Source organism: Dictyobacter kobayashii (assembly GCF_003967555.1).
GTDB classification, from domain to species: domain Bacteria; phylum Chloroflexota; class Ktedonobacteria; order Ktedonobacterales; family Ktedonobacteraceae; genus Dictyobacter; species Dictyobacter kobayashii.
In genome coordinates this window covers 5,410,432-5,436,062 of the sequence record NZ_BIFS01000001.1, presented here as the reverse complement: position 1 = coordinate 5,436,062, position 25,631 = coordinate 5,410,432, and the positions used below count along the sequence as shown (strand labels likewise).

Annotated in this window: 19 protein-coding genes and 5 pseudogenes; 13 read left to right on the top strand and 11 right to left on the bottom strand. The window is 51.1% G+C overall.

All coding sequences use genetic code 11. The features are described from left to right. Positions 1–107 precede the first annotated feature (107 nt). Positions 108–716, bottom strand: a complete 609-nt coding sequence (locus tag EL645_RS24000) for a GNAT family N-acetyltransferase (protein ID WP_126552916.1) — start codon at positions 714–716, stop codon at positions 108–110. Positions 717–1,144: 428 nt separating this feature from the next. Here EL645_RS24000 and EL645_RS23995 point away from each other — a divergent pair, with 428 nt between their 5' ends. The 3 genes from EL645_RS23995 (at position 1,145) to EL645_RS23985 (ending at position 4,370) form a co-directional block, all read left to right on the top strand. Next, complete coding sequence (locus EL645_RS23995) at positions 1,145–1,468, top strand: hypothetical protein (RefSeq protein ID WP_126552914.1); 324 nt, start codon at positions 1,145–1,147, stop codon at positions 1,466–1,468. A 531-nt stretch (positions 1,469–1,999) separates the two neighbouring features. Then, positions 2,000–3,961, top strand: coding sequence for a PAS domain S-box protein (locus EL645_RS23990; RefSeq protein ID WP_126552912.1), 1,962 nt, complete (start codon positions 2,000–2,002; stop codon positions 3,959–3,961). Positions 3,962–4,013: 52 nt separating this feature from the next. After that, a complete protein-coding gene (locus EL645_RS23985) occupies positions 4,014–4,370 on the top strand; it encodes a response regulator (protein ID WP_126552910.1) in 357 nt (118 codons plus the stop codon). An 84-nt stretch (positions 4,371–4,454) separates the two neighbouring features. Here the strand turns inward: EL645_RS23985 and EL645_RS23980 are convergent, their stop codons facing one another. Together EL645_RS23980 and EL645_RS40065 are read right to left on the bottom strand one after the other, a co-directional pair. Then, positions 4,455–4,790 carry an antibiotic biosynthesis monooxygenase family protein gene (locus EL645_RS23980; RefSeq protein WP_126552908.1) on the bottom strand — a complete coding sequence of 112 codons (336 nt, stop codon included), beginning with the start codon at positions 4,788–4,790 and terminating at the stop codon, positions 4,455–4,457. A 25-nt stretch (positions 4,791–4,815) separates the two neighbouring features. Continuing rightward, the gene (locus EL645_RS40065; RefSeq protein ID WP_170207709.1) at positions 4,816–4,956 is read right to left on the bottom strand and encodes a hypothetical protein; all 141 of its coding nucleotides are present in this window, start codon (positions 4,954–4,956) and stop codon (positions 4,816–4,818) included. A gap of 239 nt (positions 4,957–5,195) precedes the next feature. Here EL645_RS40065 and EL645_RS23975 point away from each other — a divergent pair, with 239 nt between their 5' ends. Further along, positions 5,196–6,050, top strand: a complete 855-nt coding sequence (locus EL645_RS23975) for a helix-turn-helix transcriptional regulator (RefSeq protein ID WP_126552906.1) — start codon at positions 5,196–5,198, stop codon at positions 6,048–6,050. 16 nt (positions 6,051–6,066) lie between these two features. Here EL645_RS23975 and EL645_RS23970 read toward each other — a convergent pair whose 3' ends face one another. From EL645_RS23970 to EL645_RS23960, 3 genes and pseudogenes are all read right to left on the bottom strand, one after another. Next, entirely contained in the window at positions 6,067–6,576 is a 510-nt protein-coding gene (locus EL645_RS23970; RefSeq protein WP_126552904.1) for an acyl-CoA thioesterase, read from the bottom strand. A 156-nt stretch (positions 6,577–6,732) separates the two neighbouring features. Beyond that, positions 6,733–7,652, bottom strand: a pseudogene (locus EL645_RS23965) (hypothetical protein); the annotation flags it as partial. Between the two features lie 164 nt (positions 7,653–7,816). After that, positions 7,817–8,491: a TetR/AcrR family transcriptional regulator gene (locus EL645_RS23960; RefSeq protein ID WP_126552902.1), complete on the bottom strand. Its 675-nt coding sequence runs from the start codon at positions 8,489–8,491 to the stop codon at positions 7,817–7,819. A gap of 322 nt (positions 8,492–8,813) precedes the next feature. Here EL645_RS23960 and EL645_RS23955 point away from each other — a divergent pair, with 322 nt between their 5' ends. Then, positions 8,814–9,182 (top strand): TipAS antibiotic-recognition domain-containing protein, encoded by a 369-nt coding sequence (locus tag EL645_RS23955; protein ID WP_126552900.1) that lies wholly within the window; start codon positions 8,814–8,816, stop codon positions 9,180–9,182. 145 nt (positions 9,183–9,327) lie between these two features. Here the strand turns inward: EL645_RS23955 and EL645_RS23950 are convergent, their stop codons facing one another. Both EL645_RS23950 and EL645_RS38910 read right to left on the bottom strand, forming a co-directional pair. Next, positions 9,328–9,576: a hypothetical protein gene (locus EL645_RS23950; RefSeq protein WP_126552898.1), complete on the bottom strand. Its 249-nt coding sequence runs from the start codon at positions 9,574–9,576 to the stop codon at positions 9,328–9,330. A 67-nt stretch (positions 9,577–9,643) separates the two neighbouring features. Then, complete coding sequence (locus EL645_RS38910; RefSeq protein ID WP_136625275.1) at positions 9,644–10,231, bottom strand: hypothetical protein; 588 nt, start codon at positions 10,229–10,231, stop codon at positions 9,644–9,646. Positions 10,232–10,500: 269 nt separating this feature from the next. Here EL645_RS38910 and murI point away from each other — a divergent pair, with 269 nt between their 5' ends. Next, positions 10,501–11,304 (top strand): glutamate racemase, encoded by an 804-nt coding sequence (gene murI, locus EL645_RS23940; protein WP_126552894.1) that lies wholly within the window; start codon positions 10,501–10,503, stop codon positions 11,302–11,304. 108 nt (positions 11,305–11,412) lie between these two features. On the opposite strand, the gene EL645_RS23935 is transcribed toward murI, so the two are convergent. Both EL645_RS23935 and EL645_RS23925 read right to left on the bottom strand, forming a co-directional pair. Next, positions 11,413–12,567, bottom strand: a complete 1,155-nt coding sequence (locus EL645_RS23935) for an ADP-ribosylglycohydrolase family protein (RefSeq protein ID WP_126552892.1) — start codon at positions 12,565–12,567, stop codon at positions 11,413–11,415. Positions 12,568–12,721: 154 nt separating this feature from the next. Next, positions 12,722–13,608, bottom strand: a pseudogene (locus EL645_RS23925) (LysR substrate-binding domain-containing protein). Between the two features lie 387 nt (positions 13,609–13,995). Here EL645_RS23925 and aceA point away from each other — a divergent pair. Beyond that, a pseudogene (aceA, locus tag EL645_RS45690) lies at positions 13,996–15,266 on the top strand (isocitrate lyase). 141 nt (positions 15,267–15,407) lie between these two features. Continuing rightward, positions 15,408–16,963: pseudogene (gene aceB, locus EL645_RS23915) on the top strand (malate synthase A). A gap of 715 nt (positions 16,964–17,678) precedes the next feature. Here the strand turns inward: aceB and EL645_RS23910 are convergent. After that, complete coding sequence (locus tag EL645_RS23910) at positions 17,679–18,203, bottom strand: transposase (RefSeq protein WP_161977639.1); 525 nt, start codon at positions 18,201–18,203, stop codon at positions 17,679–17,681. 481 nt (positions 18,204–18,684) lie between these two features. Here EL645_RS23910 and EL645_RS23905 point away from each other — a divergent pair, with 481 nt between their 5' ends. The 5 genes and pseudogenes from EL645_RS23905 to ppsA all read left to right on the top strand — a co-directional run bounded on the left by EL645_RS23905 (position 18,685) and on the right by ppsA (position 25,520). Next, the gene (locus EL645_RS23905) at positions 18,685–18,990 is read left to right on the top strand and encodes a hypothetical protein (RefSeq protein ID WP_126552884.1); all 306 of its coding nucleotides are present in this window, start codon (positions 18,685–18,687) and stop codon (positions 18,988–18,990) included. Between the two features lie 44 nt (positions 18,991–19,034). Next, positions 19,035–19,421, top strand: a complete 387-nt coding sequence (locus tag EL645_RS23900; RefSeq protein ID WP_126552882.1) for a hypothetical protein — start codon at positions 19,035–19,037, stop codon at positions 19,419–19,421. A gap of 550 nt (positions 19,422–19,971) precedes the next feature. Continuing rightward, positions 19,972–20,469 carry a VWA domain-containing protein gene (locus EL645_RS44480; protein ID WP_136625274.1) on the top strand — a complete coding sequence of 166 codons (498 nt, stop codon included), beginning with the start codon at positions 19,972–19,974 and terminating at the stop codon, positions 20,467–20,469. After that, a complete protein-coding gene (locus EL645_RS44475; RefSeq protein WP_126552878.1) occupies positions 20,454–22,172 on the top strand; it encodes a tetratricopeptide repeat protein in 1,719 nt (572 codons plus the stop codon). The genes EL645_RS44480 and EL645_RS44475 overlap by 16 nt, the downstream gene beginning before the upstream one ends. 736 nt (positions 22,173–22,908) lie before the next feature. Continuing rightward, a pseudogene (gene ppsA, locus EL645_RS23885) lies at positions 22,909–25,520 on the top strand (phosphoenolpyruvate synthase). Positions 25,521–25,631: the final 111 nt, after the last annotated feature.

The following is a 25,631-nucleotide window of genomic DNA, read 5'->3' as shown; positions in this document are numbered from 1 at the left end:
AAGTACTCATAGATATATTGAAGTCGCATCCGCTTTGGGAATGCTCTTTTTTAAGTATGCAGTTCGCTTCTCCTTTTATACCATAAAAAGGTCGGATAGATGCAGAGCTAAAAAAAGTAGAGTGGCGGTTGGCTGTGCGGCGGAATAGTTAGATCGACAGACATAGTAATCAAGCCAGGACTGGACTGCTCGCTAAGAACCTTAAATCCATGCCGCTCATAGAGCAATTTCGCGAGGTTTTTTTCAGTAACCGCAAGGCTGAGGGCCGTATATCCCTGTTGATAGACGGTCTGTTTCAGCACACGCAGCAATAAGCCACCAATCCCATGCTCCCGATAAGCCGCGTCTACAGCAATCGCCATAATTGGAACATTGCTATCATAGAAACCTGGAACAAAATCATAGCTAGAAGAAAAAAGACGACACCAGACCGCCCCGAGCCGCTTCTGTGTGACGCTATCAACGGCAAGGAACGCGCTATCGCCCGGGCGCCCCCACTCACAGCGCCAGGGATACACCTGAGGTAAACGCTCTATTACCCGTTCGCCGCGACGATAAACAGGGTAAGGCCGCATCGGAAAAGCCGACACATAACACATACAGGTCAGATATTGTTGATCTTCTACAGAGTTGGTTGCGGCCCGCACAACCCAGGAGACCTTCTGAATATCAGCCATGCCATGTTGATTTATCAAATTTACTGAAGCAACAGACATATGTTAACTCCTTGCCACCATTTGCCTCTGTTCTCCACCTTTTTGAGAACCATAGATCTCTCTTCCCCAGGAGAACCACCGTATGCAGCGCAGCGCACAAACACCCCCACACTTGCGCCCATCCCTGTGCGCTTCGTGCATAGCGGCTGTAGCCCGATCCCACCCAACTGGCTACAGATCTGTATGCCGTAAGTATAGGAGAAAAGAGCGGTCACCGAAAAGTGAAAAGTTGATCCAAACTTGATCCAAAACAGACAATTATTTGGCAAACAAGTTTAGCGTCTCAGAGATGCTCAAACCTCCTCACAGAGAATTTAACGATGGAAAATGAGAAACAGGAGCATTGCATTGAAAAGCAGATAACAATATGTCATTATATAATTAGCATATTGTTATAAAAATGAGCTACAACGCGAAAGGATTCGCCCATGAACAAGTTGCAACGCATCCTTTTTACGATGGGAATAGTACCCGGTAAGCAGAACTACATCGTACTGGGAATCACAGTAGCCAGTTTTGGGCTGGCCCTCCTCTTTGGCTTGCTGGCCATTGCTTATAACGCCGCCCTCTGGCGCATCCTGTTTGTGCTGGCATTGTTTATAGGATTAGTCTTAGTGCTGGGAGGTTCGTATCGCTTAATCGATTGGTCACTCTCCGATAAAAAAGGGCGCGCCCGGATCGAGAAGGAAGAAGCCTCAAAGCTGGTCAGTGGCTGGCTAGAGATCAATAAGCAGCCAGAGAAGAAAGAATAGCCTTGCTTTTTTATTAATTTAAAGAACGGCTATAAGATATTCTTCGGTGCAGGGGGAAGAGAACACACAGCGGGAGAAGATGCTTCATGGTTCTCCTATCCCCTATTGTTTTACTTGACTTGACTCATCAGCTTGGCTATAGTAGTTACAGGTAGAGCAATTCCCCCTTTCGAAGAAATAGAGCTATCGCTACCTGGTAATGGCCCGGATGTCCATGCAAAGGACACAGGTTATTGCGCTTACCAACACCTAGCAGCTAGCCGCATGACTCCAAAAAAAGCGGACGCGCACGTTCGTTCAATATAAGGGAGGAGATCCACGCTCTCCACCCGGCGAATATATGTTTAACCATCTCAAAGTTATATCAATCATAGATAAAAATCCTTCAATAGGTATTCGAAAAATAGAAGAGGGCAAACAAGAAGGCAAATGAAGAGAAATCTATAGGACATGAAACAATCACCTGAAAAAAGTGGCGCGGCAACAATTAAACTGCGCAGAGATTAATTTTATAAAGGAAGAGCTACTAAAATGGTTCAAGATGGTTCGCCACAAGAAAAACAACCTGCAGCAACAGGCACATATGATTCCTGCTTACCTCATTCAAAGACACACGCTCAGCAGCATGAAAGTTTTCGTGTGAGCGATCCTTTCTTTCACCAGATTATAAATAGCCTGGAAGATTACGCCATCTTTACCACGGACAAGGATGGATATATAAGTTCGTGGAATGCTAATGCAGAATATATTTTTGGTTATCTTGAAAATGAAATTATAGGCCAGAATGCAGCAATACTCTTTGATAGAGAGGACCAGCAAGAAAAAACGCTTGAGCAAGAGCTGCAGATCGCACTAAAAAATGGGAAAGAAAAAAGCGAACGCTGGCATGTGAGACACGATGGGAGCAGGTTCTGGGCCAGCGCGCTGGTATTTCCTCTCACGGACGAGGAGGGGAATGTACGCGGCTTTACCGGGATTGTCCGGGATTTAACTGAAAAAAAGAGGCATGAAGAAGAGCAAGAGGCTCTGCTGCAAGAGTTGAAGGCGGAAAAGCGCAAATTGGCTGATATCTTTGAGCGCGCACCCGCATTTATGGCCTTATTGCGTGGGAAAAACCATGTCTTTGAAATGGTAAACAAGGCCTACTACCAGCTGGTTGGACACCGCGATATTATCAACAAATCCGTCCTCGAAGCACTTCCAGAGGTCAAAGATCAAGGCTATATCGAGCTGCTAGATACTGTACTGGCCACCGGGCAACCGTTTATTGGAACCGAGATGAAAATTGACTTGCAACAGGTCCCGGATGGGCCTGTTGAAGAGCACTATTTGAACTTTGTCTACGAACCCTTGAAGGACGGAAAAAATAGTTGGACCGGTATCATCGCCCATGGCTACGATGTCACAGACCAGGTCGTGGCACGACAAAAAGTTGAGCAGCTTGCACTCCAGGTCGAGCAACAGGCGCAAGCATTTGATGTTACCCTCACCGCGCTTAAAGATTTTGTGTACACCTTTGATACATCGGGAAGATTTACCTACTCTAATAATTCACTACTAAATTTATTAGGCCTGACGCTGGATGAGATTATTGGGAAGACCTTCCACGAACTGCCATATCCAGAAGAGCTGGCAACGCTACTTCATACACAAATAAAACAGGTTGTGACTACAGGCGACATTGTCATCGATGAAGCATCCTATACCAGTCCAACGGGAATCATGGGATACTATGAGTATATCTTCGTGCCAATCTTCGATAACGATAAGAACGTTGTGCTCGTGGCTGGTTCGACACGCGATATTACCAGTCGTAAGCAATTTGAGAGCCAAAAAGACGACTTTATGGGCATTGTCAGCCATGAGCTAAAAACACCTGTTACCAGCATCAAAGCCTTTACCCAGGTGCTACAAAATCGCTTCGCGCGGGCCGGCGACGAAAAAGCAACGGTCCTGCTGGGTAAAATGGATGCACAAATAAATAAGTTGACCGCACTGATCGGCGATCTACTCGATGTGACGAAGATCGAGGGCGGAAAGCTGCAATTCAACGAAGATTTCTTTTCCTTTGATGAACTGGTTACGAACGTAGTTGAGGAGATACAGCGCACAACGAATAAACATAATATAGAAATACAAGGCAAGACCCAAAAAACTGTCCATGGCGATAAGGATCGCATAGAGCAAGTCATCATTAATTTCTTGACAAATGCTATTAAATATTCCCCCCACTCAGATACAATTATAGTTAAAAGCAGTTATGCGAATGAGCAGGTGACGCTGAGTGTGCAAGACTTCGGCGTGGGTATACCACCAGAAAGACTACAACAGGTTTTTGAGCGCTTCTATCGGGTAAGTGGGAACGAGACCATACCAGGCATTGGCCTTGGCTTATATATCTCCGCAGAAATTATCAGGCGACAAAAAGGATCAATCGGGGTAGAGAGTGAACCGGGGAAAGGATCTACTTTTTATTTTAGCTTACCTGCTTAGCAACAAAAAATAACATAGCAGCTAAATATATTTATACGGGAGTCAATAAACGATGAAGAAGAGAGTTTTAATCGCAGACGATGATACAGGTATTTTAGAAGCAATGCAAATGATACTCGAAGATGCAGGCTATGAGGTACTGACCACAAGAGATGGGCAAACGGTCCAGGACATGAAAGAGGATCTACCCGACCTACTCCTGCTGGATATCTGGATGTCTGGTATGGATGGGGCAGTCATTTGCCAGTATTTGAAAAGCCAGCATAGCACAAAGCATATCCCCATTATTTTATGTTCAGCCAATAAAGATACACAAAAACTAGCCAGAAGCAGTGGGGCCGATGATTTTATTGCTAAACCATTTGAAATGATGGATCTCGTCAATAAAGTAGAAAAATATATAAACTAAACTAAATATCAAACAGGGATAGTATGCGGCCTCCCCGGCGCCGGGGAGGCCGCATACTATCCCTGTTTTCCGCTGCTTTCGTTGTTAAGCCTGTGCTCCGGACGGTGTGAACGTCTGGACAACTTCATACATACCTGGCTCGAACGTAGCTATAGTTAGCGCCTCCTGAAGATACGGAAGAGGAGCGGGGTCCTGGCGCATAGCTTGATAATCTTCAGCGCTACGCCACTGAGCATACATCGTGACTTTTGTCCCGTCGATACTTCGATGGAGACGCGCCGCAACAAAGCCAGGCACGTAGCGCACGGAGACTTCCGTTGCACGGGTGAGTAACTCAACCAACCGTTGCTGATTTGCGGGCTCAACAGTGAAGACATTGATCAGTGTAACGACATTATTCTGCGTGGATTGCTGGGTCATGAGGTTCGTTCCTTTCCTTACAGTTTCATTCGGAGAGTGTCGAGCAGCGCCTGATGGTTTGCGGCCTGCTCGGCCTGGATCGAAGAGGCATCGAAACCAGCACAGCCTCAGCAAGACTGCGCCCAAAGCCACGTGAACTACCAGTAATCAACCAGACTTTCGACATGATATATATTCCCTTCCAGTATTAGAATAAACTAGAAACAAACCAATCGATCCTTAATATCAGGATTAGCTTAAGGCCAAAAACGCGCGGCAGGCACGCTGGCAACGGATCGCTTCCTACCCGGATCTTGTACGGTAGAATTGTATAATCGAAGGATGATTGGAACCAGGAGTGTGGTTATCATAGGTGTAGAAGTAACAGTTTAGCGGCACCATTGCGCCAGAAAGAAGAAGCAACTTATGATAGACGAGACGAAGAGGCGGGCACAACTCGCCGATTTTCTAAAGACCCGGCGTGCTCGTCTGCGTCCCGAGCAGTTGGGGCTACCCATAGTTGGCCGCAGGCGCACGCCTGGACTGAGGCGCGATGAGGTCGCGCAATTGGCAGGTATCGGCGTCTCCTGGTATACCTGGCTTGAGCAGGGCCGGGCAATCACGGTCTCAGACCAGGTACTCGAAAGCCTGAGCCGGGTCCTACAACTGGATGAAGCGGAGCGCCGCCACCTCTATATCCTGGCGCGCGACGTGATGCCGGTCCCGGCAGAGACCGACCAGCCACCCCATAGCATCCAGATGGTTCTGGATGCGCTCGGAAATAGTCCGGCCTATCTGCTGGACGCGCATTTGAATATAGTGGCCTGGAATGCCAGTGCTGCCCGCGTCTTCGGAGACTTCAGCCAACAGTCGGGCCGGGACCGCAATATCGTCTGGCAGATTTTCACCCATCCTGAGCAACATAAGCTCATGGTGCAATGGGAAACCGCAGCCCAGCGAGCCATCATGTCCTTTCGCGCGGTCAGCGATCAACATGCCGGAGAGCCCTGGTGTGAGCAATTGATCAGCGACCTGAAGCAGGCCAGCCCCGAATTTCGCCGCTGGTGGGCGCAACACGACATACAGTGGACCTGTGATCCGCATCATCAGAAGGAGCTCAACCATCCACGCGTTGGAAGCCTGCTGCTCTCCGGCACAACCCTGGTTGATCAGGATGCTCCAACCTTCAAGCTGGCCATCTTCACATCATGCACGCCAGATACCGAGGCCAAACTGGCAACCCTGGCGCAGACCGAGAGAGCCTACGCACAGGTCTATTGATACACAAAAGGTTTGTTTAGGGATTATTAGTAGTGGAGGAGAGTCCCTCGAGTTGCTCAAAGGCCTGGCGGAGCGCGGGTGGGATGGGGTGTGGGCGGCCGGTATGATAATTACACCAGACCAGCACCGAGCGGCCAGTGGCAAAGATGCGACTGTGATCAGTGCTATCACGGATCTCATGCTCCATCACAAAGCTGGTCCGTCCAATCTTCACGACCTTCACGCCCACCTCCGCACGATCCGTGCGCACCAGGGGCAACAAATAGGTGCAGGTATTCTCCTTGACCAGCATGCCGTAGTGATAGCCGCGCGGCCCGGTCTTGATGCGGGGATTGTGCTGTTCGTCTGACTCTTCCTGCACCGGCGTCTCATCCGCATGCCGCCACGACTGCAACTGATCAAAATAAAAGCTGCGCGCCTCTTCCAGATAGACAAAATAGACGGTATTATTCACATGGGCCAGGGGATCTAAATCGCGAAAACGGATCTGTACCGGATACCAGCAGTGATAGGTCTCAGAGGACATGGTTGCTACCTTCCTTTATCCAACGTCGCGCCCCTCTTTCCTCGGTCATATGGCGCGGGGGCGCAACGAAATTGTTCAGCATAAACCTATCATAATATATATGTCCGTCGATAGCCAATCTAGCGGCGACGCCGGAACTGCTAGCTGGCAGTTTTATTTCATCCCCAATAATTGCATTTCATACTGGAGCGTCTGGGTCAGCCCTTCTTTGAGGGGGCGTGGCTCGTAACCAAGGTCGCGCCTGGCTTTGGCGTTCGTGCCGATATAGGTGACACCGGCATTGACGCGCAGGTATTCAGAGCTGTAATCATCGGGCACAGGCACAATCTTTTCAACCACACCCATGACGGCGGCCAGCGCTTTCATGATGCCGGGCGAGACAACGGTACGGGGGGCAGGCACGCCAGTGATGATCTGGGCCATGTGCATGGCATCGACCAGCGAATGGGTTGGCCCGGCGATAATATAGCTCTCGCCGACCTTGCCCTGCTCCATGGCCAGAATATGGCCACGGGCGATATCTTCCACATGCGCCCAGGAAAAGGTCGTACCAGCCGGGATGAGCGGCAATTTACGTTGCAGGTACTGGATAAAGGTTGTGCGCACACTGCTGGTATCTTCCGGACCATAGATGACGCCCGGCATCACAATGGTGAGCGGCAAGCCAGCGGCAATCATAGGATCGGCAACTTCATAGTGGGCCACCCACTTGGTGCGATCATACTCACTCAGGGGTCGTCCGGTAAAGTGGTAGCTTTCATCGACCTCTTGTCCATGGGTATCAGAGTTGACGGCCAGCGTACTGGTATAGACGCCCTTCTTAATGCCAAGCTCCTGCATCAGCTCCAGCACATTGCGAGTGCCCTGGATATTGATTTTTTCGCCCGCGCTTTTGTCCTTGACGCCAATTTTGTACCAGCCCGCGATATGGAAGACACCGTCCGTACCGCGCATAGGCTCGCGCATACTCTCCTTGTCGGTCACATCCCCTGGAAAATGGCAACCCCGAGCCTGTCCAATTCCTGGGCCTTCGCAGGATTACGCACGACCGCGACCACCTCATGGCCCGCTGCCACAAGCTGGCGTACAACATGGCTACCCACGAAACCGGTGGCCCCGGTGACAAAGTATTTCATGTATTTCCCTTTCAGATTAACTAATGATGCTCAAATTTTTCCTGTATTTATCTATCGAAACGCTTTAAAACTGTTAAGCAGCGATACTATAAGCTGCGCGCCAGCTAGCGAGGAGGCTGCGCAACTTTTTCTAGTCCATATAACAAGGCTCGCATGGCGGTGGATAACTCGGCCGCAAAACGAACTTCGAACAAACGCAGGTCAGGTTGTTGCAGGGCCTGCTGCACAATGGGAGCGGGATCAGCCAGATGCCAGAAACCGATAACCATGGCATCACACTGCAACAAGACCTGCGCCCCCTGGCCGGTATGAAGAAACGGCAGACGCTGCTCCAGCAAGGCTCCGGTATGCTCAAAATGCTCTTTGAGCATATACTTGAAGCGTAGCGCCTCATCGAGATTAATGTTGCGCTCCAAAATCGTGTGCAAGATGGCCAGCAGCCGCGTCAGACCAGGACGAGACTCAAGCTGCTCGCACAGCAGCGCGCTGATCTGCGGAATAGGCTCCTGATCCTGCAACGCGACCAATCCAGCATCGACGGCGGCAAACCAGGATGCCAGTTGCTGCTCCAGCAACGCCAGGAAGAGCGCCTCTTTCGTCTTGAAATATAGAAAAATGGTGCCCTTGGCCAGTCCGGCCGCCTCCGCCACCCCTGCAATCGTCACATCCTCATAGGATGTTGTCTGGAACAATTGCCAGGCAGTAGCCAGGATAGCCTGGCGACGCTCCTCCTTCTGTCCATCATGCACCGCACGTCTTCTAATACTCGGCTTCTCCATCACTTATCCCTCCATCCAGGTGTCCAATCGTCATAATTAATGACCCTGGGTCAATTATGTACTGACCAAGGGTCATTTGTCAAGAGGAAAGCCAGACAAAAATTCCGTTGCACGCATCACTTGCATAGATTGTACATCAGCACTTGAACTTCACCATGTTTCAAGGTATCTTAGATGAATGACAGGACAAATCAAAGTCCTGACTGAATATAACTTATCATCCCGAGGAGACCCCTCCTAATAAGCACCAGGAACGGCTGCCTGATCGTGATCAGCGATCAGCGCCGCGTCACCTGAGTAGCCGCTACGAAAGGAAACAAACATGTCTGAACCGTTGGAAGAGTATAATCCCACGCAATACTATACCCAGGAGCAACTCGACTATTTGAGTAACCGACAAAGCCAGCTGGGATACGAACGGGTAACGCAAATCCTGGAGGAGTGGGAACAATTGCGCACACAGTTGCGGGCCGATCTAGAGCAAGGCCTTGCTCCCAGCGATGAGCGCGTGCGCCCGCTGGCAACAAAGCTAGTCGCCCTCAAAGCAGAGCTGGTGGGCGATCCAGCGGAATTCAGAGAGGATTTCGCGGTCATCCAGGAAAAGTCGCTCCAGGACCTCCTGGCCATCGATCCGGCCGAGGGCAAGTTGCTGGCCTATACCAACCAGGCCATGGAAGCTGCCAGCAAATAAGTTATTCCCTCTTTCGCGCCTTCGGCACCCATGAATTTTTTTATTATATTACCCAGGAAATTCTCTTCTGAGAATTTCCTGGGTAATATAATGCAGATCGAGCGTGACCACGCACATACGCGACGGGGATGGGTGTTGTGGATGCTCATAGCTTTTTCTCAGCTAAGATGTGGCGGAAACCCAGAGTTTCATAAATACCCTGTGGCCGCGCCTCCTGAGCCAACCTGGTGAAAACTTCCTTTTTGAATTGCGCAAGTACCGCTGGGGAGCCCTCATACCTTTTATTGAGTAACCAGGCAGCAAGAACAGCGATACACATAGGTTCGGCCCTCAGCGGCCGATTGCCGCCCTCCGCAGAGCGGCCCGGTATCCCAGCGATTGAGTACCTCGTCATATGACCCTTACCTCCACGTGGTGCCCAAATGCATGGTCCGCATTTGGGCACCGCGTGGGCCGAGGTCTCAGAAACAAGCAACGGCGATGCTCATAGGTTCGGCCCTCAGCGGCCGATTGCCGCCCTCCGCAGAGCCGGCGGCCCGGTATCCCAGCGATTGAGTACCTCGTCGTATAACCCCTACCTCCACGCGGTGCCAAAAGGTGGGTCCGTGTTTGGGCACCGCGTGGCGCGAGGTCTCAGAGACAAGCAACCGTATGGTGAAGAGACCGGGCCACCCTACCGGGGTGGCAATCGGGGTCAAGCCCCCGAACCTATGTGCATCGTCTTTCTTGTCGCTTTTTCGTACAGGAAAGGAAAAGGAGGAGCAGGCTCCAATCCCATATTTGAGCTCAAATTCTTCGTATCTCAACGATATGGGGCAAGACCCGCACGTACATGTCGTGTTTCTTTGGGCTTTTTCCTCATCCATGTCTGCTTTTTGTTTATCGGAGACTTTCACGAAATCCGTTTCTCCCACATTATTTGCATTCACGCAGAGAGAAGCTTCATCTTTCAGAAAATATCTGCTGACATTCCAGGCGCAGCAAGAAAAAACCATCATGACATATACCCAATCGATTGGTTCAGGAAAGATAGGATCAATAATAGCCACGGCCCTGGTTCCCCGCATTTGTCACAAGTGGAGAGAATGCTATACGGCAGCAGCTCATGAGCCTCAAGGCTCAAATGGAAGCTGAAATTCCAGTCAGTTCGTAATTTGCTGGCCTTTCTTGACTTTTTATTCCAGAATTTAGCTTAGGCATAGCAGGAGTGCAGGAGCGGACCCGCATGAAGATGTGTCTGCTTAAAGGGAAAGAAAGGGATGGTATGATAAAATTAGAGTTAAGATAAAAATCTTCGTATGTAGAGGACATTGAATTTATGGACACTTCTGCGCCAATCGGCGTTTTCGACTCAGGAATGGGTGGTTTAACCGTACTGCAAGCCATTCGCAAGGCACTTCCCCAGGAGCGTTTGCTCTATATAGCTGACTCAGCGCATGCACCCTACGGCGATAAGTCACTGGAGTATGTCCAGCAGCGTGCACACACGCTTACACGTTTCTTGCTCGAGCATGGCGCCAAGGCATTGGTGATTGCATCCAACACAACCACAGCAGCGGCGGCGGATCTTCTCCGCTCAACCTTTCCGGTACCGATTATCGCGGTAGAGCCAGCTTTGAAATTGGCGGTCGCCTCCACTAAGACGGGTGTTGTTGGTGTACTTGTCACGGTTGTGACTTCTCAAAGCGCACGCTTTGCGGCACTGCTTGAACGCTTCGGGCAAGATGTCAACGTGATCATCCAACCCGCTCCGGGGCTGGTCGAGCAGATTGAGGCTGGCGAGCTCATAAGTTCACCAACGCGTGCCCTTGTCGAGCGCTATGTAAGGCCACTACTGTCTGCGGGCGCCGACACCATCGTTCTCGGCTCCACGCATTATCCTCATCTACGCCCACTCATTTCAGAGATAGCCGGACCAGAAGTGACGCTGATCGATACAGGAGAAGCAGTGGCATCTCAGTTGCGTCGCGTACTTGAGGCTCATGAATTGTTAAACAAAGAGCCGGTACGTGGTAGCGAGCAATTCTGGACGAGCAGCGATACGCAACATGCACAGCAAATTATCTCTCTGTTATGGGGTACCTCGGTTGACGTGCAACAACTACCCGGCGCCTTCCTCTAAAAAATTGGCCATGAAATGAGCGCAACAAGAACAACGATCTGTACGTGCGGAGCTTGAACCCGCTTTTAACCCCTCCGCTCGAAAAGCAACAATAAAATCGATTTGCAGCTATTTTATTTGGCGCAAAGAATTATTATTTCCTCTTTTCATGCAGAAAAGATTAAGCAGGGACAAGCCCCGCACGTACAATTCTCTTTTATTGTTGCTTTTTTCATGCAGGAAAAGATTAAGCGGGGACAAGCCCCGCACGTACAATTCTCTTTTATTGTTGCTTTTTTCATGCAGGAAAAGATTAAGCGGGGACAAGCCCCGCACGTACAATTCTCTTTTATTGTTGCTTTTTCGGGGGGCCAGGTGCCAGGTAGGGAGGGGTTCGCGGGCCTGGAGCCAGGCGGTTGGGATGGCGGTGGGGCCGGTGTAGGTGGCGACGATGCCACCTACCATGGCACAGGTTGTGTCCACGTCGCCGAGGGCGCTGGCGGTGAGCCAGAGGGCCTCCTGGTAGTCATTCAGGGATTCGCCTGCGCACCAGAGTACGAAGGGTACGGTGTCCTGGGACGAGATTTTGCTGCCGTTCCCGAGTTGATTGACCACGGCATCCAGGGCGATGTCCGCCGAGAAGTCGCGGGCCCAGCGGATTTTGCGGCGCACTTCGCTGGTCGGGATGTGTGGTAAGATCAGATCCAGAAATTCAGGGCGCTCTGGCAAGCGGCCGGATTGGCGTAGTTGCCAGGCATAGGCCGTTGCCAGCGCAACGGCGATGCTGCCAGCGATAGCTTCGGGATGGGTATGTGTCACCTCGGCCGCCAGAGTGGCCTGCTCGATCACGGCCTGCAGATCATCGGCAAAGTAGGCTCCGAGGGGCGCGATACGCATGGCTGCGCCGTTGCCAAATGAGCCCTGGCCAGCAAATTGTTGCGCCGTCGCCTCGCGCCAGGGATTACCGGCACGTATGGCACGCAACAAATAGTGCATCGAAGGACCGTAAGCGCGGGACCCTTCATAGTGCTCCGCAAAGCTCGCCGCCAGTTGATCCTGCTGAATAGAGCCATACTGGCGCAGGATAGAGACAAGCGAGAGCGCCATCTGCGTATCATCCGTATAGGGCCACGGCGACTCTAACAGGGTCCGATTCGCCAGGCGCTCAGCTGCCTGTTCCCGCTGCTTAAAAAACTGATCACCGAATGCATCGCCGACCGCCAATCCCTCCAATGCCACCAGCGCCCTGGCCAGGCGCGCCTCATGCTGGCCCGTATGCTCCATAAATCTCTCCAATCCATACAATCTCTTACAGCATATATTGTAGAGCATCACTACACGCCCATGCAAGCAAGGAAAAAAGCAACTAGAGATGCGCTTCCCATAGGCCTGGACCTTGTCCCCAATATATGTAATGCTCTAAAATGAAGATATTCGATTATATTTCGCTGTTCTGGAGCAGGAAGTGTTTGAAGGCGCGCGCAGTGGCTGAGAGATTTTTATCTTTGAGATGGACAAGGCGCCATTGTAGCATGATAGGGAAGCTCTCAGCATCAAGCATGACAAGCCGGTTGGTTTCCAGCTCGATATCGATGGCGACGCGCGAGATCAGGGCGATGCCGAGACCAGCGGCGACGCTTTGCTTGATAGCACTGTTGTTTCCCATCTGCATGCTCACCAGGAGCGGATAGCCAGCATTCTGGAAGGCCTGTTCAAGCGAGGTACGGGTGCCAGAGCCTGGTTCACGCAGCAGGAAGCGTTCGCGCGCCAGTTCGGCAAAGGGATGCGCACACAACCAGCCAGGCGATGGGTCGGTGGCGCGATCAAGACCAGTTCATTGGGGGCAAAGGGTGCCACAAAGACAGGCATCTCAGTAGGAATTTTGCCCATGATGACCATGTCCACGCGGTTCTGGCTCAGGTCATCAAGCAGGTAGCCACGATTCACCACTTCCAGCGTTATCTCGACATTGGGATAGAGCTGGCGGAACTTGCCCAGCACGCGCGGCACCACATACGTGCCCACCGTAGTATCCGCGCCCACGCGCAGATGGCCATAGTGAGGATTGCGCAACGTATCCATCGTCTCAATGGTCTCATCGATCAGCTCAAAAATCTTCTCGCTATAGCGATAAAGCTCCTCACCAGCGGGCGTCAGATGGGTCTTGTGCCCGATTTTATCGAAGAGCCGAACCCCTAACGAATCCTCCAATTGTCGTATCTGCGCTGAGACTGCTGGCTGGCTAAAGTGCAGTTCATCGGCGGCACGACTATAGCTGCAATGCTTGGCCACCACCTGGAACGTAGCCAGGCGATGTAAATTCATCTGGTGCATCGTCGCTTCCTCCTGACCGATTTCGATAAGTGTATTGTTATATAGCATATAGATGGTCTCTCAACTCTGTCAAGATCCATTATGCACCAGTTTCAACTCAAATGGCCTTGCATATTGCCACTTTTGCACAAGAATTCCATAGCTGAAACCCGTCGTATACGCCTTCTAGCTATTTTTGCGCATACATCACTAGCGCGTAAAGATGGGTTAAAATGGGATTGACATAAGCAAATGGTTATCAAATACTTCACGAAATTGAAAGCTTAAGTGTAGATTTACGGCAATTCTTAATGGTATCCTTTCTTCAGGGCACAGTAAATAGAGTCGAAGCTTTCTAAGGCAGACTTTTCTATTTGCGAGAAAGAATAGGAGATCAACATGAACGGTCATCAGGCAGACAATTTAACAAATGAGTGGGAAAGAGATGAACGTTGGCAGGGTGTAAAGCGCAATTATGGCGCTGAGGATGTGCTGCGCCTGCGCGGCTCATTACACATCGAGTACACGCTGGCGCGCCGTGGCGCCGAGCGTCTTTGGTCCTTATTGCAGTCTGAACCATATGTGGCGGCCCTGGGTGCGCTGACTGGCAACCAGGCGGTCCAGCAGGTAAAGGCTGGTTTACAGGCCATCTATTTAAGTGGCTGGCAGGTAGCAGCCGACGCCAACCAGGCGGGGCAGATGTATCCCGATCAGAGCCTGTATCCATCCAATAGCGTGCCGATGGTTGTGCGCAAGATCAACCAGGCGCTGCAGCGAGCCGACCAGATTCAGCACAGCGAGGGACGCGGCGACAAGATAGATTGGTTTGCACCGATCATTGCCGATGGCGAAGCTGGTTTCGGTGGTCCGCTGAACGTCTTTGAAATGACCAAGGCGATGATCGAGGCTGGTGCAGCCGGCGTACACTTTGAGGACCAGCTGGCCTCCGAGAAAAAGTGCGGCCACATGGGCGGCAAGGTCTTGATCCCGACCCAGACAGCCATAAAGCATCTGAGCGCCGCCCGGCTGGCCGCCGACATCATGAATGTCCCCACCATTTTAATTGCCCGCACTGATGCCAACGCAGCACAGTTGATCACTTCAGATATCGATCCCGCTGATCAACCCTTCCTGACCGGTGAGCGCACACCCGAGGGCTTCTATCGTATCCACTCAGGACTCGACACCGCCATTGCCCGTGGGCTGGCATATGCCCCCTATTGCGACCTGATCTGGTGCGAGACCTCCGAAATCTGCAGGAGGCACAGCGCTTCGCAGACACCATTCACGAGCGCTATCCCGGCAAGCTCCTGGCTTATAATTGCTCGCCTTCATTCAATTGGCGCCAGAAACTGGACGAAGCAACCATCAGTACCTTCCAGCAGCAGCTCGGGAAGATGGGCTACAAGTTCCAGTTTATTACGCTGGCCGGCTTCCACGCCCTCAATTACAGCATGTTCAAGCTGGCTCGTGAATATGCTGAACAGGGCATGAGCGCTTACTCCAGCCTGCAGCAGGCAGAGTTCGGTCTGGAACAATATGGTTATAGCGCCACCAAGCACCAGCGCGAGGTCGGCACCGGCTACTTCGATGAAGTAACACAGGTCATTGCGGCCGGCCAATCCTCAACCACCGCAATGGCAGGCTCAACCGAGGAAGCACAGTTCTAAACAAGCAATAGTTCAGGAAACACAGAGAGATTGATGGACTTCTGAAAGGATGCACAGGCTATGATCGATGAAAAGGCAAGCGTACAGACAGCACGACGAAGTGTGACAGCATCGGATATTCCGGTGACGATCCAGGGTACTATGACCGCAGCATATGAGGGCATACTCACACCAGGCGCCCTGGATTTTATCGCGCTGCTCTCTTCAACCTTCGAACCTGAACGCCAGGACCTGCTCCAACGACGCGTGCAGCGGCAGGCTGAGCTGGATGCTGGCAAGCAGCCAGATTTCCTTCCTGAGACCGCGCATATTCGCAACCGTGAATGGATCATCGCCCCCGTTCCCAGCGAGCTCTGGGATCGGCGGGTCGAGATCACCGGCCCGGTTGAGCGCAAGATGGTCATCAACGGACTAAATTCTGGCGCGCAGGTCTTTATGGCGGATTTCGAAGATGCCCACTCACCGACCTGGCATGGCACCATTCAGGGGCAAATCAATCTCTACGACGCGATCCGACGTACTATTAGCTATAGCGATGGCAAAACTGGCAAGCACTATACATTGAATCAGGAGACCGCGATCCTGTTCGTACGCCCTCGCGGCTGGCATCTGAACGAGAAACATGTACTGATCGATGGTAAACCGATCTCGGCCAGTATCTTTGACTTTGGACTCTACTTTTACCATAATGCCCACCAGCTGCTGGCCAACGGCAGCGGCCCATACTTTTATCTACCAAAACTGGAAAGCCATATGGAGGCGCGCCTGTGGAACGAGATCTTTATCTTTGCCCAGGAGCAGCTAGGGATTCCGCAAGGCACCATCAAAGCGACCGTGCTGATCGAGACCATCCTGGCCGCCTTTGAGATGGATGAGATACTCTATGAGCTGCGCGAACATTCGGCTGGCCTGAACTGTGGACGCTGGGACTATATCTTTAGCGCCATCAAGAAGTTCCGCCAGGTACCCGATTTTATCCTGCCGAATCGCGCCTGCATCACGATGCGCACACCATTTATGCGTGCCTACTCGCTCCTGACGATCAAGACCTGCCACCATCGACACGCGCACGCGATCGGCGGCATGGCGGCCCAGATTCCCAACAAAAGGGATGCGCAGGCCAACGAGGAGGCCATGGCCCGCGTCCAGGCGGACAAGCGGCGCGAGGCCGTCGATGGTCACGATGGTACCTGGGTCGCGCACCCCGGGCTGGTCGATATCGCCCGCAAAGAATTCGACGCCATCATGGGTGGTCCAAACCAGATCGAGCGCAAGCGCGAAGACGTCTATGTGTCGGCCGCCAACCTGCTCCAGATACCCGATGGCCGCATCACCGAGCAAGGGTTGCGCACCAACATCAGCGTCAGCCTGAGCTACCTCGAAGCCTGGCTACGCGGCTCCGGCTGCGTGCCCATCAACAACCTGATGGAAGACGCCGCTACCGTAGAGATCTCGCGCGCCCAACTCTGGCAATGGGTCCACCATCCAGACGGCGTACTCGACGACGGCCGCAAGGTCACCCGAGGCATGTTCCGCCAAATGCTAGACGAAGAGACCCAGACCCTCAAGAACACGCTCGGCGCCAACCAGTATGCCATCCGCCGCCTCGTCACCGCCGGAACCATCCTGGACAAACTGGTCTGCGACCCCAGTTCACCGACTTCCTGACCAGCGCCGCCTACCCCTACCTCGAATAGAAAACCACGACCACAACCAGTTCATCGTCTGAGCGGCCTGCGGGCCGCTTTTTCTTTTCGGCTTGAGAGATGTACGTCTCTTGTCGAACAAAGCACCAAGAAATACGATTCTCATAGGTTCGGCCCTCAGCGGCCGATTGCCGCCCCGGTAGGGCGGCCCGGTATCCTCATCACGCCGTTGCTTGTTTCTGAGACCTCGGCCCACGCGGTGCCCAAACGCATGGTCCGCTTTTGGGCACCGCGTGGAGGTAGGGTTATACGACGAGGTACTCAATCGCTGGGATACCGGGCCGCCGGCTCTGCGGAGGGCGGCAATCGGCCGCTGAGGGCCGAACCTATGAGCATCGCCGTTGCTTGTTTCTGAGACCTCGGCCCACGCGGTGCCCAAACGCGGACCATACATTTGGGCACCGCGTGGAGGTAGGGGTTATACGACGAGGTACTCAATCGCTGGGATACCGGGCCGCCGGCTCTGCGGAGGGCGGCAATCGGCCGCTGAGGGCCGAACCTATGCGCATCGCGTTGCTTGTTTCTGAGACCTCGGCCCACGCGGTGCCCAAACGCGGACCATACATTTGGGCACCGCGTGGAGGTAGGGGTTATACGACGAGGTACTCAATCGCTGGATACCGGGCCGCCGGCTCTGCGGAGGGCGGCAATCGGCCGCTGAGGGCCGAACCTATGCGCATCGCCGTTGCTTGTACATTTGAGATCGTCAAAATTTTATATTTTTTATTCTGTTGTCTGCTTGGATTGTTTTTTTTTGTTTGGCTTTGTAGGCGGCGGGATTGTTCAGGATATATGCTGTCTGCGCTTTAAAATCCGCTTCGCTCATGACAACATGATCATACGAGCGATATTGCCATATTTTACCGGGATAGTTGGCTCCTGTCTCATCTAAGTAACTAATCCATGCCCGGGCTACAATGGACTTATAGCTACCAATAATTTGTCGAGCACTCTTAGTATGCACAAATCCATCTTTAAGAATCAACATACAATGAAGATGATCATGCATCACCATTATTGTTCCAGGTACGATCCCATTAAAATGTTGCGGTAATTTTGCCCATTCTTCATATAAAATGGAACGCAACGCAGGAATGTTGAACAGAGCCTTGCGTTGATGCGTACAAATCGTGAAGGCATACGCTCCCGGTAGGTAATATTTATGTGCTGGCAGGCCTAACTGCTTTAACGGTTTAAATGATTTGCGACGAGGCTTTTTTTGTTTGCTCAAAGTTTCTCCTCCAATTTATATAACTTCTCTAGTTATATGGATACCGGATAACTTTGAAAAAACGGAAACGAGGGCGGAACATGGCCTCGCCCTTCCCATCCTGCTCGGAAAAGCAATGTAAAACGCATCTCATCATTCGTGCGGCCTGCGGGCCGCTTTTTTTGCATGTTATGAGGCTGGCGCTAAGATTAGAGGCAGGTGCACCATCTGAAAATAAAGTAGGAAGATACTTGTAAGAAGGTCGATATTTATGCTAAACTCGTCACAGAAAAGTCGGAGCACAACAACACATCTCTAACAAGTTGATGGAAGGAGCGATGGTTTGGCATTTGCCGCTGGCTTATTGGTGAAACGGGTCTGCTCAAAGGCCATCCTCCCCTGACGTAAAAATCCCTACTCCCGTACGTTTATCCAGTTAAGTCGAGAGCAAGCAAAGCAAGGAAAAGCTGAAACGGATGACAGGATAGCAAAGGAGCATAATTTGGATCAGCAAACGTACATCATCAATTTTGATAACGTCTCAGGTGCAGAAGCAAACATTTATGCCAGCGAATTAAGGGACGTTCTCCTCGATACTTCCTCGGATATCGAGGTAGAGCGCAGACGGGATAATCCTCACACACAAGATTTTGGGGCGACATTGGTGCTCATCCTGGGCACACCCGCCATACTCGCGACGGCCAAAGCAGTAGGGACTGGCTCACCCTTCATCGGAAAACCGGCATTACTATCAAGACAGCCGACGGTGAAATCGTTGCCACAAACCTCACCAGTAAAGATGCGCTAAAATTAGCTGAACTGCTGGTCGCTAAAAAGTGAGGTGGAGATAGCATGCCACAGATAAGTCCATCTCCACAAACGACCCTGGTTATCCTGCTTGGAGCAAGCCAGTGGCCACGCTTTCCTGAACTTCAAAGCTCAAAAGCATTCACGAATTCGGCCAGCCAGTTGAAAAAGTACTTGCTCAACCCGCGCCAATTCGGGCTTTCAGCGGAGAATTTATTAGATCTCTTTGATGTAGACCAGAGCGCGGATGATATTGATAGCGCTATTGGTGACTTCCTTGATCAAAGGATAAAGGCACTGAAAAGCTCAGGGAGTGCGGCCAGAGACCTGCTCGTTTACTATGTTGGTCATGGGGATTTGTTGGCTTTCAAGCTGAATATTACCTGGCGATCCGCCGCACCCGCAGCGATAGCCCGCGAGCTTCCAGTATAGGCATAGCGTCGTTAGCCGATACCCTGAAAGAAAAAGCGCGACGGCTGAGACGCATTCTGATTCTAGACTGCTGTTTTGCTGCCGCCGCCTTCCACTCATTTCAGTCCGCGCCCGGTCAGGTGGCCTTCCAACAGACGGTTGACGCCTTCAAGGAGGCAAGCCAGGGAACGGGATATCCCCAGAGAGGAACTACGCTGTGGTGTTCCTCGGGACCCAAGGTTCCTTCACTGATTTCACAAGACGGCAGCCATACGATATTCACGGAGGCGCTACTAAAGGTCCTCACGACCGGCAATCCGCACCAGGCGAACAAATCCTATTTGTCCCTGCGTGACCTGAATATGCTGGCCACAGACCTGCTGGCCGATTCATCGAATGCGCCCCGGCCCCATCTGCATTCTCCTGATCAGAGCGAAGGAGACATTGCGGATATCCCCTTTTTCCCAATGTCGCGCTTCAGAACAATGGGCAGCCGGGCAATAAACCACTCCCGATAACGGCTAATCCGGCAAATAGACCTGATCCTTTGCATCAGGTAGCGGCTAACGCGGTGAATAGACCCGATCCCTGGCAAATGCCCGCACAGCCCGCCCTCTGGTATCAGCCAGGAGGGCTGGCTGCCCCCGAGGAACTGGCTAAGCTTTTCACAAAAAAGCTTGCGCCCAATAATCCACGTGCTTCAAATGAAGTTAGCCTGGCATATATTTTGGAAAAGGAGTCGCTGCCAGCTACTGGTAGTAGCCAGGTTATACACGTCTTATTGGAAGCCAAACCAGCCGCATTCCTGGCAGGAATTCGGGCACCTCTCAACATAGCCGTGGTGATTGACCGCTCCGGCACAATGAGAGGAGCCAAAATAAGAAATATCAGGGAAGCCGCGAAAAAGATCGTTGATTACCTGGAACCATCTGATTATATCTCTGTAGTTAATTTTGATGATACGGCACAAGTAATTATCCCTTCGATGCCTTGTAATGACAAACCGGGCATGAAAGCTGCCATTGATCCCATTCGGGATGGGGTGGCTCAAGCATGTCGTCGGGTATGATTCGTGGACTGGGCGAACTGCACCGCTGGAATATCCCCAACGCGGTCAGCCGCATGGTCTTGATCACCGATGGGCTCACCCACAAGGATGCTGATCGCTGTCGCCAATTAGCACGCGATGCAGCGGCGGCTGGCATCTCTATCATTACGCTGGGTGTTGGGTCAGATTGGGATGAGAGCCTGTTAAACGATATCAGCCAGCTAAGCGGCGGTCCACCTGCCCAACGTATCCAATCGCCTGAAGATGCGGTAGAATTCTTCAATCAGCAGGTAAAAAACAACATAGCAACCGTGGTGCATAACACAGTGCTGACCTTGCGTTCGCCCGCAGGTATCACGTTTCGCAAGGCTGTGAAGGCCCTGCCCAATATCCAGAATATTGATCCGGCAGCACTGTCGGAATACCCGGTAGTAATCCCACTGGGGAACTGGCAACAAGATACGGTGAACTATGTACTGCTTGAGCTGATGGTCAACCCATCCTCTGCCGGTCACTCCCGTATTATTCAGGCTGATCTGGCTTATGATATACCCGTTGCAGGTACCTTTGATGCACATCTAAGAGAGGATATCAACATAGACTACACCGCCGGACCCAATCAGGGAACGCAGATAAACGCCCCGGTAAGAAATCCAGTCACAACCATAAGCAAAGATGCCAATCCAGGCGTTATATGCAACCAGTGTGGTTACCGAAATCGTCCCGGCGCAAAATTTTGTAAACAGGATGGGCAACCTCTTGTACCCGGATCTTCAATTCCGATCCAGGCCAGACCGATCCAGGCCAGACCAGTGCAGTCGGGATCATCTCTACGGCAAACACCTATTCAGGCCAGACCAGTGCAGTCGGGATCATCTCCACAAGCGCAGCCTACTATACGAGCCCGTCCAGTGACAACCAATAGTCATACGAGTGGTCAGCAAGCGGTGTACGATGAAGGTCTACAACTGCTCAAGGACAAGAATCATTCTGGCGCTATCGCCTACTTTAAGCTGGCGCAAAGTCAGGGAGATAACAGCTACACAGCGCTTTATTACCTGGGATATGCCTATCGCCAATATGGTGAATCGCTCAAAGAAAGTGATCAGTCGCTTTTTAAGCAGAACACGACGATGGCTGCCGAATACTTTGAGGAGGCATTGAAAGTTAAACAGGATGCTTCAGAGGCTGCCTTTCAACTCGGCCTGTGCTATCGTGATCTAGAACTGTCTGCGCAAGCCATCAATGCCTTCAGAAAGGCCCTGGTCCTGGCACCAAAGGATGAGGCCATTTATCATCAGCTTGGGCTGATTGCGCTGGAACGGCACGCCTATCGGGAGGCCGAGGCATTTCTGACGGATGGCTTGAAGCTCGACCCCGATCATGCCTTAATGCTGATGGCCCTGGGACAGGTATATTCTGAAACCAAACAGCTACCGGCGGCCATCAACATGTTGCGCCAGGCAACGCAACTCGATCCAAACATCTGGCGAGCATGGTATTATCTAGGCCAGGCCCATATGAAACTCAAGGAGTGGAAAATGGCCTTAAGTGCATTAGAACGGGCACGCCAGCTGAATGTAAGTGAGGTAGACATTTATATCGCAATGGCAACTACATATCTCAAATTGCATGAAAAACATAAAACACGCCAGATGTTAGACGAAGCATTAAAATACGACCCTGTTAACGCAGATGCCCTTAGGTTGCAAAGACAACTTTGATCACCCTGATATTGGGATCTTGTGTGTGTCGCAAGGTCCCACGCACCTCACTTAGCCACCAGACAAGCAATTGAGCACAACAAGAAACACGAATCGTACATGCAGGATTTGCTCCCGCTTTTGATCTTCACGCTCGAAAAGCAAAAAAATAAAGCCCCCTCCCCTTCTTTGAGCAACCATGCAACAAGAAAAGAGATGTCATAGGTTCGGGCCTCAGCGCCCGATTGCCCCACCGGTAGTGGGCCCGGTCTCTCGTCACCGACACCTCGACCCACGCGGTGCCCAAACACGGACCATGCGTTTGGGCACCGCGTGGGCAGAGGTGAATGCCACGAGGGACCGAGCGGCGAGGAGACCGGGTCGCCCTACCGGGGCGACAATCGGGTACAAGACCCGAACCTATGGACCCGAACCTATGAGCATCGTCTTTCTTGTGGCTTTTTCGTACACGTACAATTCGTTGTTATTGTGGCGCCCCGATGCATTTGCTTATTTTGAAATGAAATATATTGGAGAATGTCCCAGATTGTCGTCCGGGTAGGCACTTTTTGAATTCTATGAGGCTGGCCATTCTCTTCCATTCTTATTGTATCACCTCCTGTCTACTAGCACACTGCCTTTTTGGACGATTTTTTTTGGCATTCTTTCCCCTATACTCAAGCGGAAACGATGCCACTCTGGCGCACCCGCGATGGCGGCAAGCGAGCAATCTGTTCTATATAGAGGAGGGAAACGTATGAGTTCATTTGTGCTTGGTTTTCAGGATATTGACAGAACAAAACTCATGGTTGTGGGGGGAAAGGCGCGAACCTGGGGGAACTTTCCAGGATCGAAGGAATACGCGTACCAGATGGCTTTTGTATTTCCACTGAAGCCTTTAAAAGAATCATTGGGGAAACGTCGTCGATTAACGAATTACTTGATCAGTTAGCGCTTCTAAAAGTGGAAGACCGGGATAAAATCAGTGAACTTAGCGGTGAGCTTCGCAGGGTCATCGAAGGGGTAGCCATCCCTCAAGACATTCGTGAAGAGATCGCCCGCCACCTCGCCAGGCTTGATGAAAAAAATGCCTACGCAGTACGATCCAGCGCAACTGCAGAGGATTTACCGACGGCTTCCTTTGCGGGCCAGCAGGATACGTATTTGAACATTATCGGAAAGGAGGCAATCCTCAAGCATATCAGCAAGTGCTGGGCATCGCTCTTTACCGAGAGGGCAGTAATTTACCGCCTGCAAAACGGCTTCGACCACCGGAAAGTCCTCCTGTCTGTGGTTGTTCAGAAGATGGTCTTCCCGCAGGCGGCAGGAATTTTGTTCACTGCCGATCCCGTCACTTCTAATAGAAAAGTGGTATCTATTGATGCAAGCTTCGGACTTGGTGAGGCCCTGGTCTCCGGCCTGGTGAATGCGGATAGCTATAAAGTGCGTGACGGCAAGGTTATCGAGAAGAAGATAGCAACCAAAAAATTGGCTATCTATGCTTTAAAAGATGGCGGTACGAAAGAACAGGAGATTGAGCCTGAGAGGCAGCATAGGCAAGCGCTGACGGATGAGCAGATTTTGCAGCTTGAGCGCATAGGTAGAAAGATCGAAGAACATTTCGGTTGCCCCCGGGACATCGAATGGTGTCTGGTTGATGATACATTTTCTATTGTCCAGAGCCGACCTATCACTACTTTATATCCCATTCCCGATGCCAATGACCAGGAAAATCACGTGTATATATCTGTCGGTCATCAACAAATGATGACGGACGCCATGAAACCATTGGGAATCTCTTTCTGGCAGCTAACGGCTGCACGCCCCATGTTTACAGCTGGGGGAAGGTTGTTTGTTGATATTACACAGGATCTAGCTTCACCAGCCAGAAGAGCAATTATAGTAGATGTCCTGGGAAAAGATCCGCTTATAAAAGACGCACTCATGACTATCTTAGGGCGGGGAGATTTTATCAAATCGCAACCAGATGATAAGCAGGGACAAATTCCCGGTAAAAGCAATCAAGGTTCGTCGCTTGCGAATTATAAAACACTCAACGAATACGATCCGGCAATCGTTTCTGGTTTGATCAAGCGTAGTGAAACATCGATAGAAGAACTAAAACAAAACATCCAAACGAAATCAGAATCGGATCTGATTGATTTTATTATGGAAGACATTCAGCAATTAAAGAAGAGCTTATCTGATCCGCAAAGTTTTGGCGTGTTTATGACTGCTATGAATGCTTCATCATGGATCAATGAAAAAATGATGGAGTGGTTAGGTGAAAAAAACGTGGCAGACACGCTTTCTCAATCTGTACCCAACAATATCACTTCGGAAATGGGTTTGGCGCTGTTGGATGTTGCAGATGTGATTCGCCCTTATCCAGAAGTAATTGAGTACTTGCAGCATGCAAAAGATGACAACTTTCTGGATGAGCTGGTCCAGTTTAATGGTGGACAGGAAAGCCGGGACACCATCCAGGCTTATCTCAACAAATACGGAATGCGCTGTGCCGGGGAAATCGATATAACGAGACCTCGTTGGAGCGAAAAACCAACTGCTCTTGTCCCCCTGATTCTCAGTAACATCAAAAACTTTGAACCCGGTGAAAGCAAGCGGAGATTTGAGCAAGGGCGACAGAAAGCATTGAAAAAAGAACAAGAGTTATTGGATCGATTGAGGCAACTACCGGATGGCGAACAAAAAGCCAAAGAGACAAAACGCATGATCAGTCTGATCCGGAATTTCATCGGGTATCGTGAATATCCAAAATATGGCATGATTAATCGCTACTTCGTTTATAAGCAGGCTTTACTGAAAGAAGCCGAACAACTGGTACAAGCCAACGTTCTTCATAAAAAAGAAGATATCTACTATCTTACTTTTCATGAACTTCGTGAAGTCGTACGCACAAAGAAACTGGATGACCAGATCATCAGCAAACGGAAGAACGAGTACACATTCTATGAAAAACTCACGCCCCCACGTGTTCTCACGTCTGATGGGGAAATCATTGCAGGTGAGTACAAACGAGAACATCTCCCTGCCGAAGCTCTTGTAGGTCTCCCTGTTTCTTCCGGCGTTATAGAGGGACGAGCACGTGTCATCTTACACATGGAAGAGGCCGATCTAGAAGAGGGAGATATATTAGTCACCTCATTTACTGACCCCAGCTGGACACCATTGTTTGTATCCATAAAAGGCCTGGTCACCGAAGTTGGTGGACTGATGACCCATGGAGCAGTTATCGCACGTGAATATGGCTTACCAGCTGTTGTCGGAGTAGAAAATGCCACCAGGCTGATCAATGACGGACAGAGAATCCGCGTTAATGGCACGGAAGGCTATATAGAAATCCTGTGAAGTGGGGAAAAGGAACTTATGGGTCAAACGACAACCTGCTCATGATCCTATCCTCATCAACATATGAGTGTCTGGAGATTCTGGGTTTCATCTGGTATGCTTGAGAAATAA

Excerpts from the sequence above, each read along its gene's own strand:
- EL645_RS23970 (WP_126552904.1), bottom strand. The coding sequence starts at position 6,576 with ATGTCCTCTGAGACCTATCACTGCTGGTATCCGGTACAGATCCGTTTT.
- EL645_RS23900 (WP_126552882.1), top strand. The coding sequence starts at position 19,035 with ATGCCACAGATAAGTCCATCTCCACAAACGACCCTGGTTATCCTGCTT.
- EL645_RS23995 (WP_126552914.1), top strand. The coding sequence starts at position 1,145 with ATGAACAAGTTGCAACGCATCCTTTTTACGATGGGAATAGTACCCGGT.
- EL645_RS23990 (WP_126552912.1), top strand. The coding sequence starts at position 2,000 with ATGGTTCAAGATGGTTCGCCACAAGAAAAACAACCTGCAGCAACAGGC.
- EL645_RS40065 (WP_170207709.1), bottom strand. The coding sequence starts at position 4,956 with ATGTCGAAAGTCTGGTTGATTACTGGTAGTTCACGTGGCTTTGGGCGC.
- murI (WP_126552894.1), top strand. The coding sequence starts at position 10,501 with ATGGACACTTCTGCGCCAATCGGCGTTTTCGACTCAGGAATGGGTGGT.
- EL645_RS23985 (WP_126552910.1), top strand. The coding sequence starts at position 4,014 with ATGAAGAAGAGAGTTTTAATCGCAGACGATGATACAGGTATTTTAGAA.
- EL645_RS23975 (WP_126552906.1), top strand. The coding sequence starts at position 5,196 with ATGATAGACGAGACGAAGAGGCGGGCACAACTCGCCGATTTTCTAAAG.
- EL645_RS23980 (WP_126552908.1), bottom strand. The coding sequence starts at position 4,790 with ATGACCCAGCAATCCACGCAGAATAATGTCGTTACACTGATCAATGTC.
- EL645_RS44475 (WP_126552878.1), top strand. The coding sequence starts at position 20,454 with ATGTCGTCGGGTATGATTCGTGGACTGGGCGAACTGCACCGCTGGAAT.
- EL645_RS23955 (WP_126552900.1), top strand. The coding sequence starts at position 8,814 with ATGTCTGAACCGTTGGAAGAGTATAATCCCACGCAATACTATACCCAG.
- EL645_RS23950 (WP_126552898.1), bottom strand. The coding sequence starts at position 9,576 with ATGACGAGGTACTCAATCGCTGGGATACCGGGCCGCTCTGCGGAGGGC.
- EL645_RS23935 (WP_126552892.1), bottom strand. The coding sequence starts at position 12,567 with ATGGAGCATACGGGCCAGCATGAGGCGCGCCTGGCCAGGGCGCTGGTG.
- EL645_RS23960 (WP_126552902.1), bottom strand. The coding sequence starts at position 8,491 with ATGGAGAAGCCGAGTATTAGAAGACGTGCGGTGCATGATGGACAGAAG.
- EL645_RS24000 (WP_126552916.1), bottom strand. The coding sequence starts at position 716 with ATGTCTGTTGCTTCAGTAAATTTGATAAATCAACATGGCATGGCTGAT.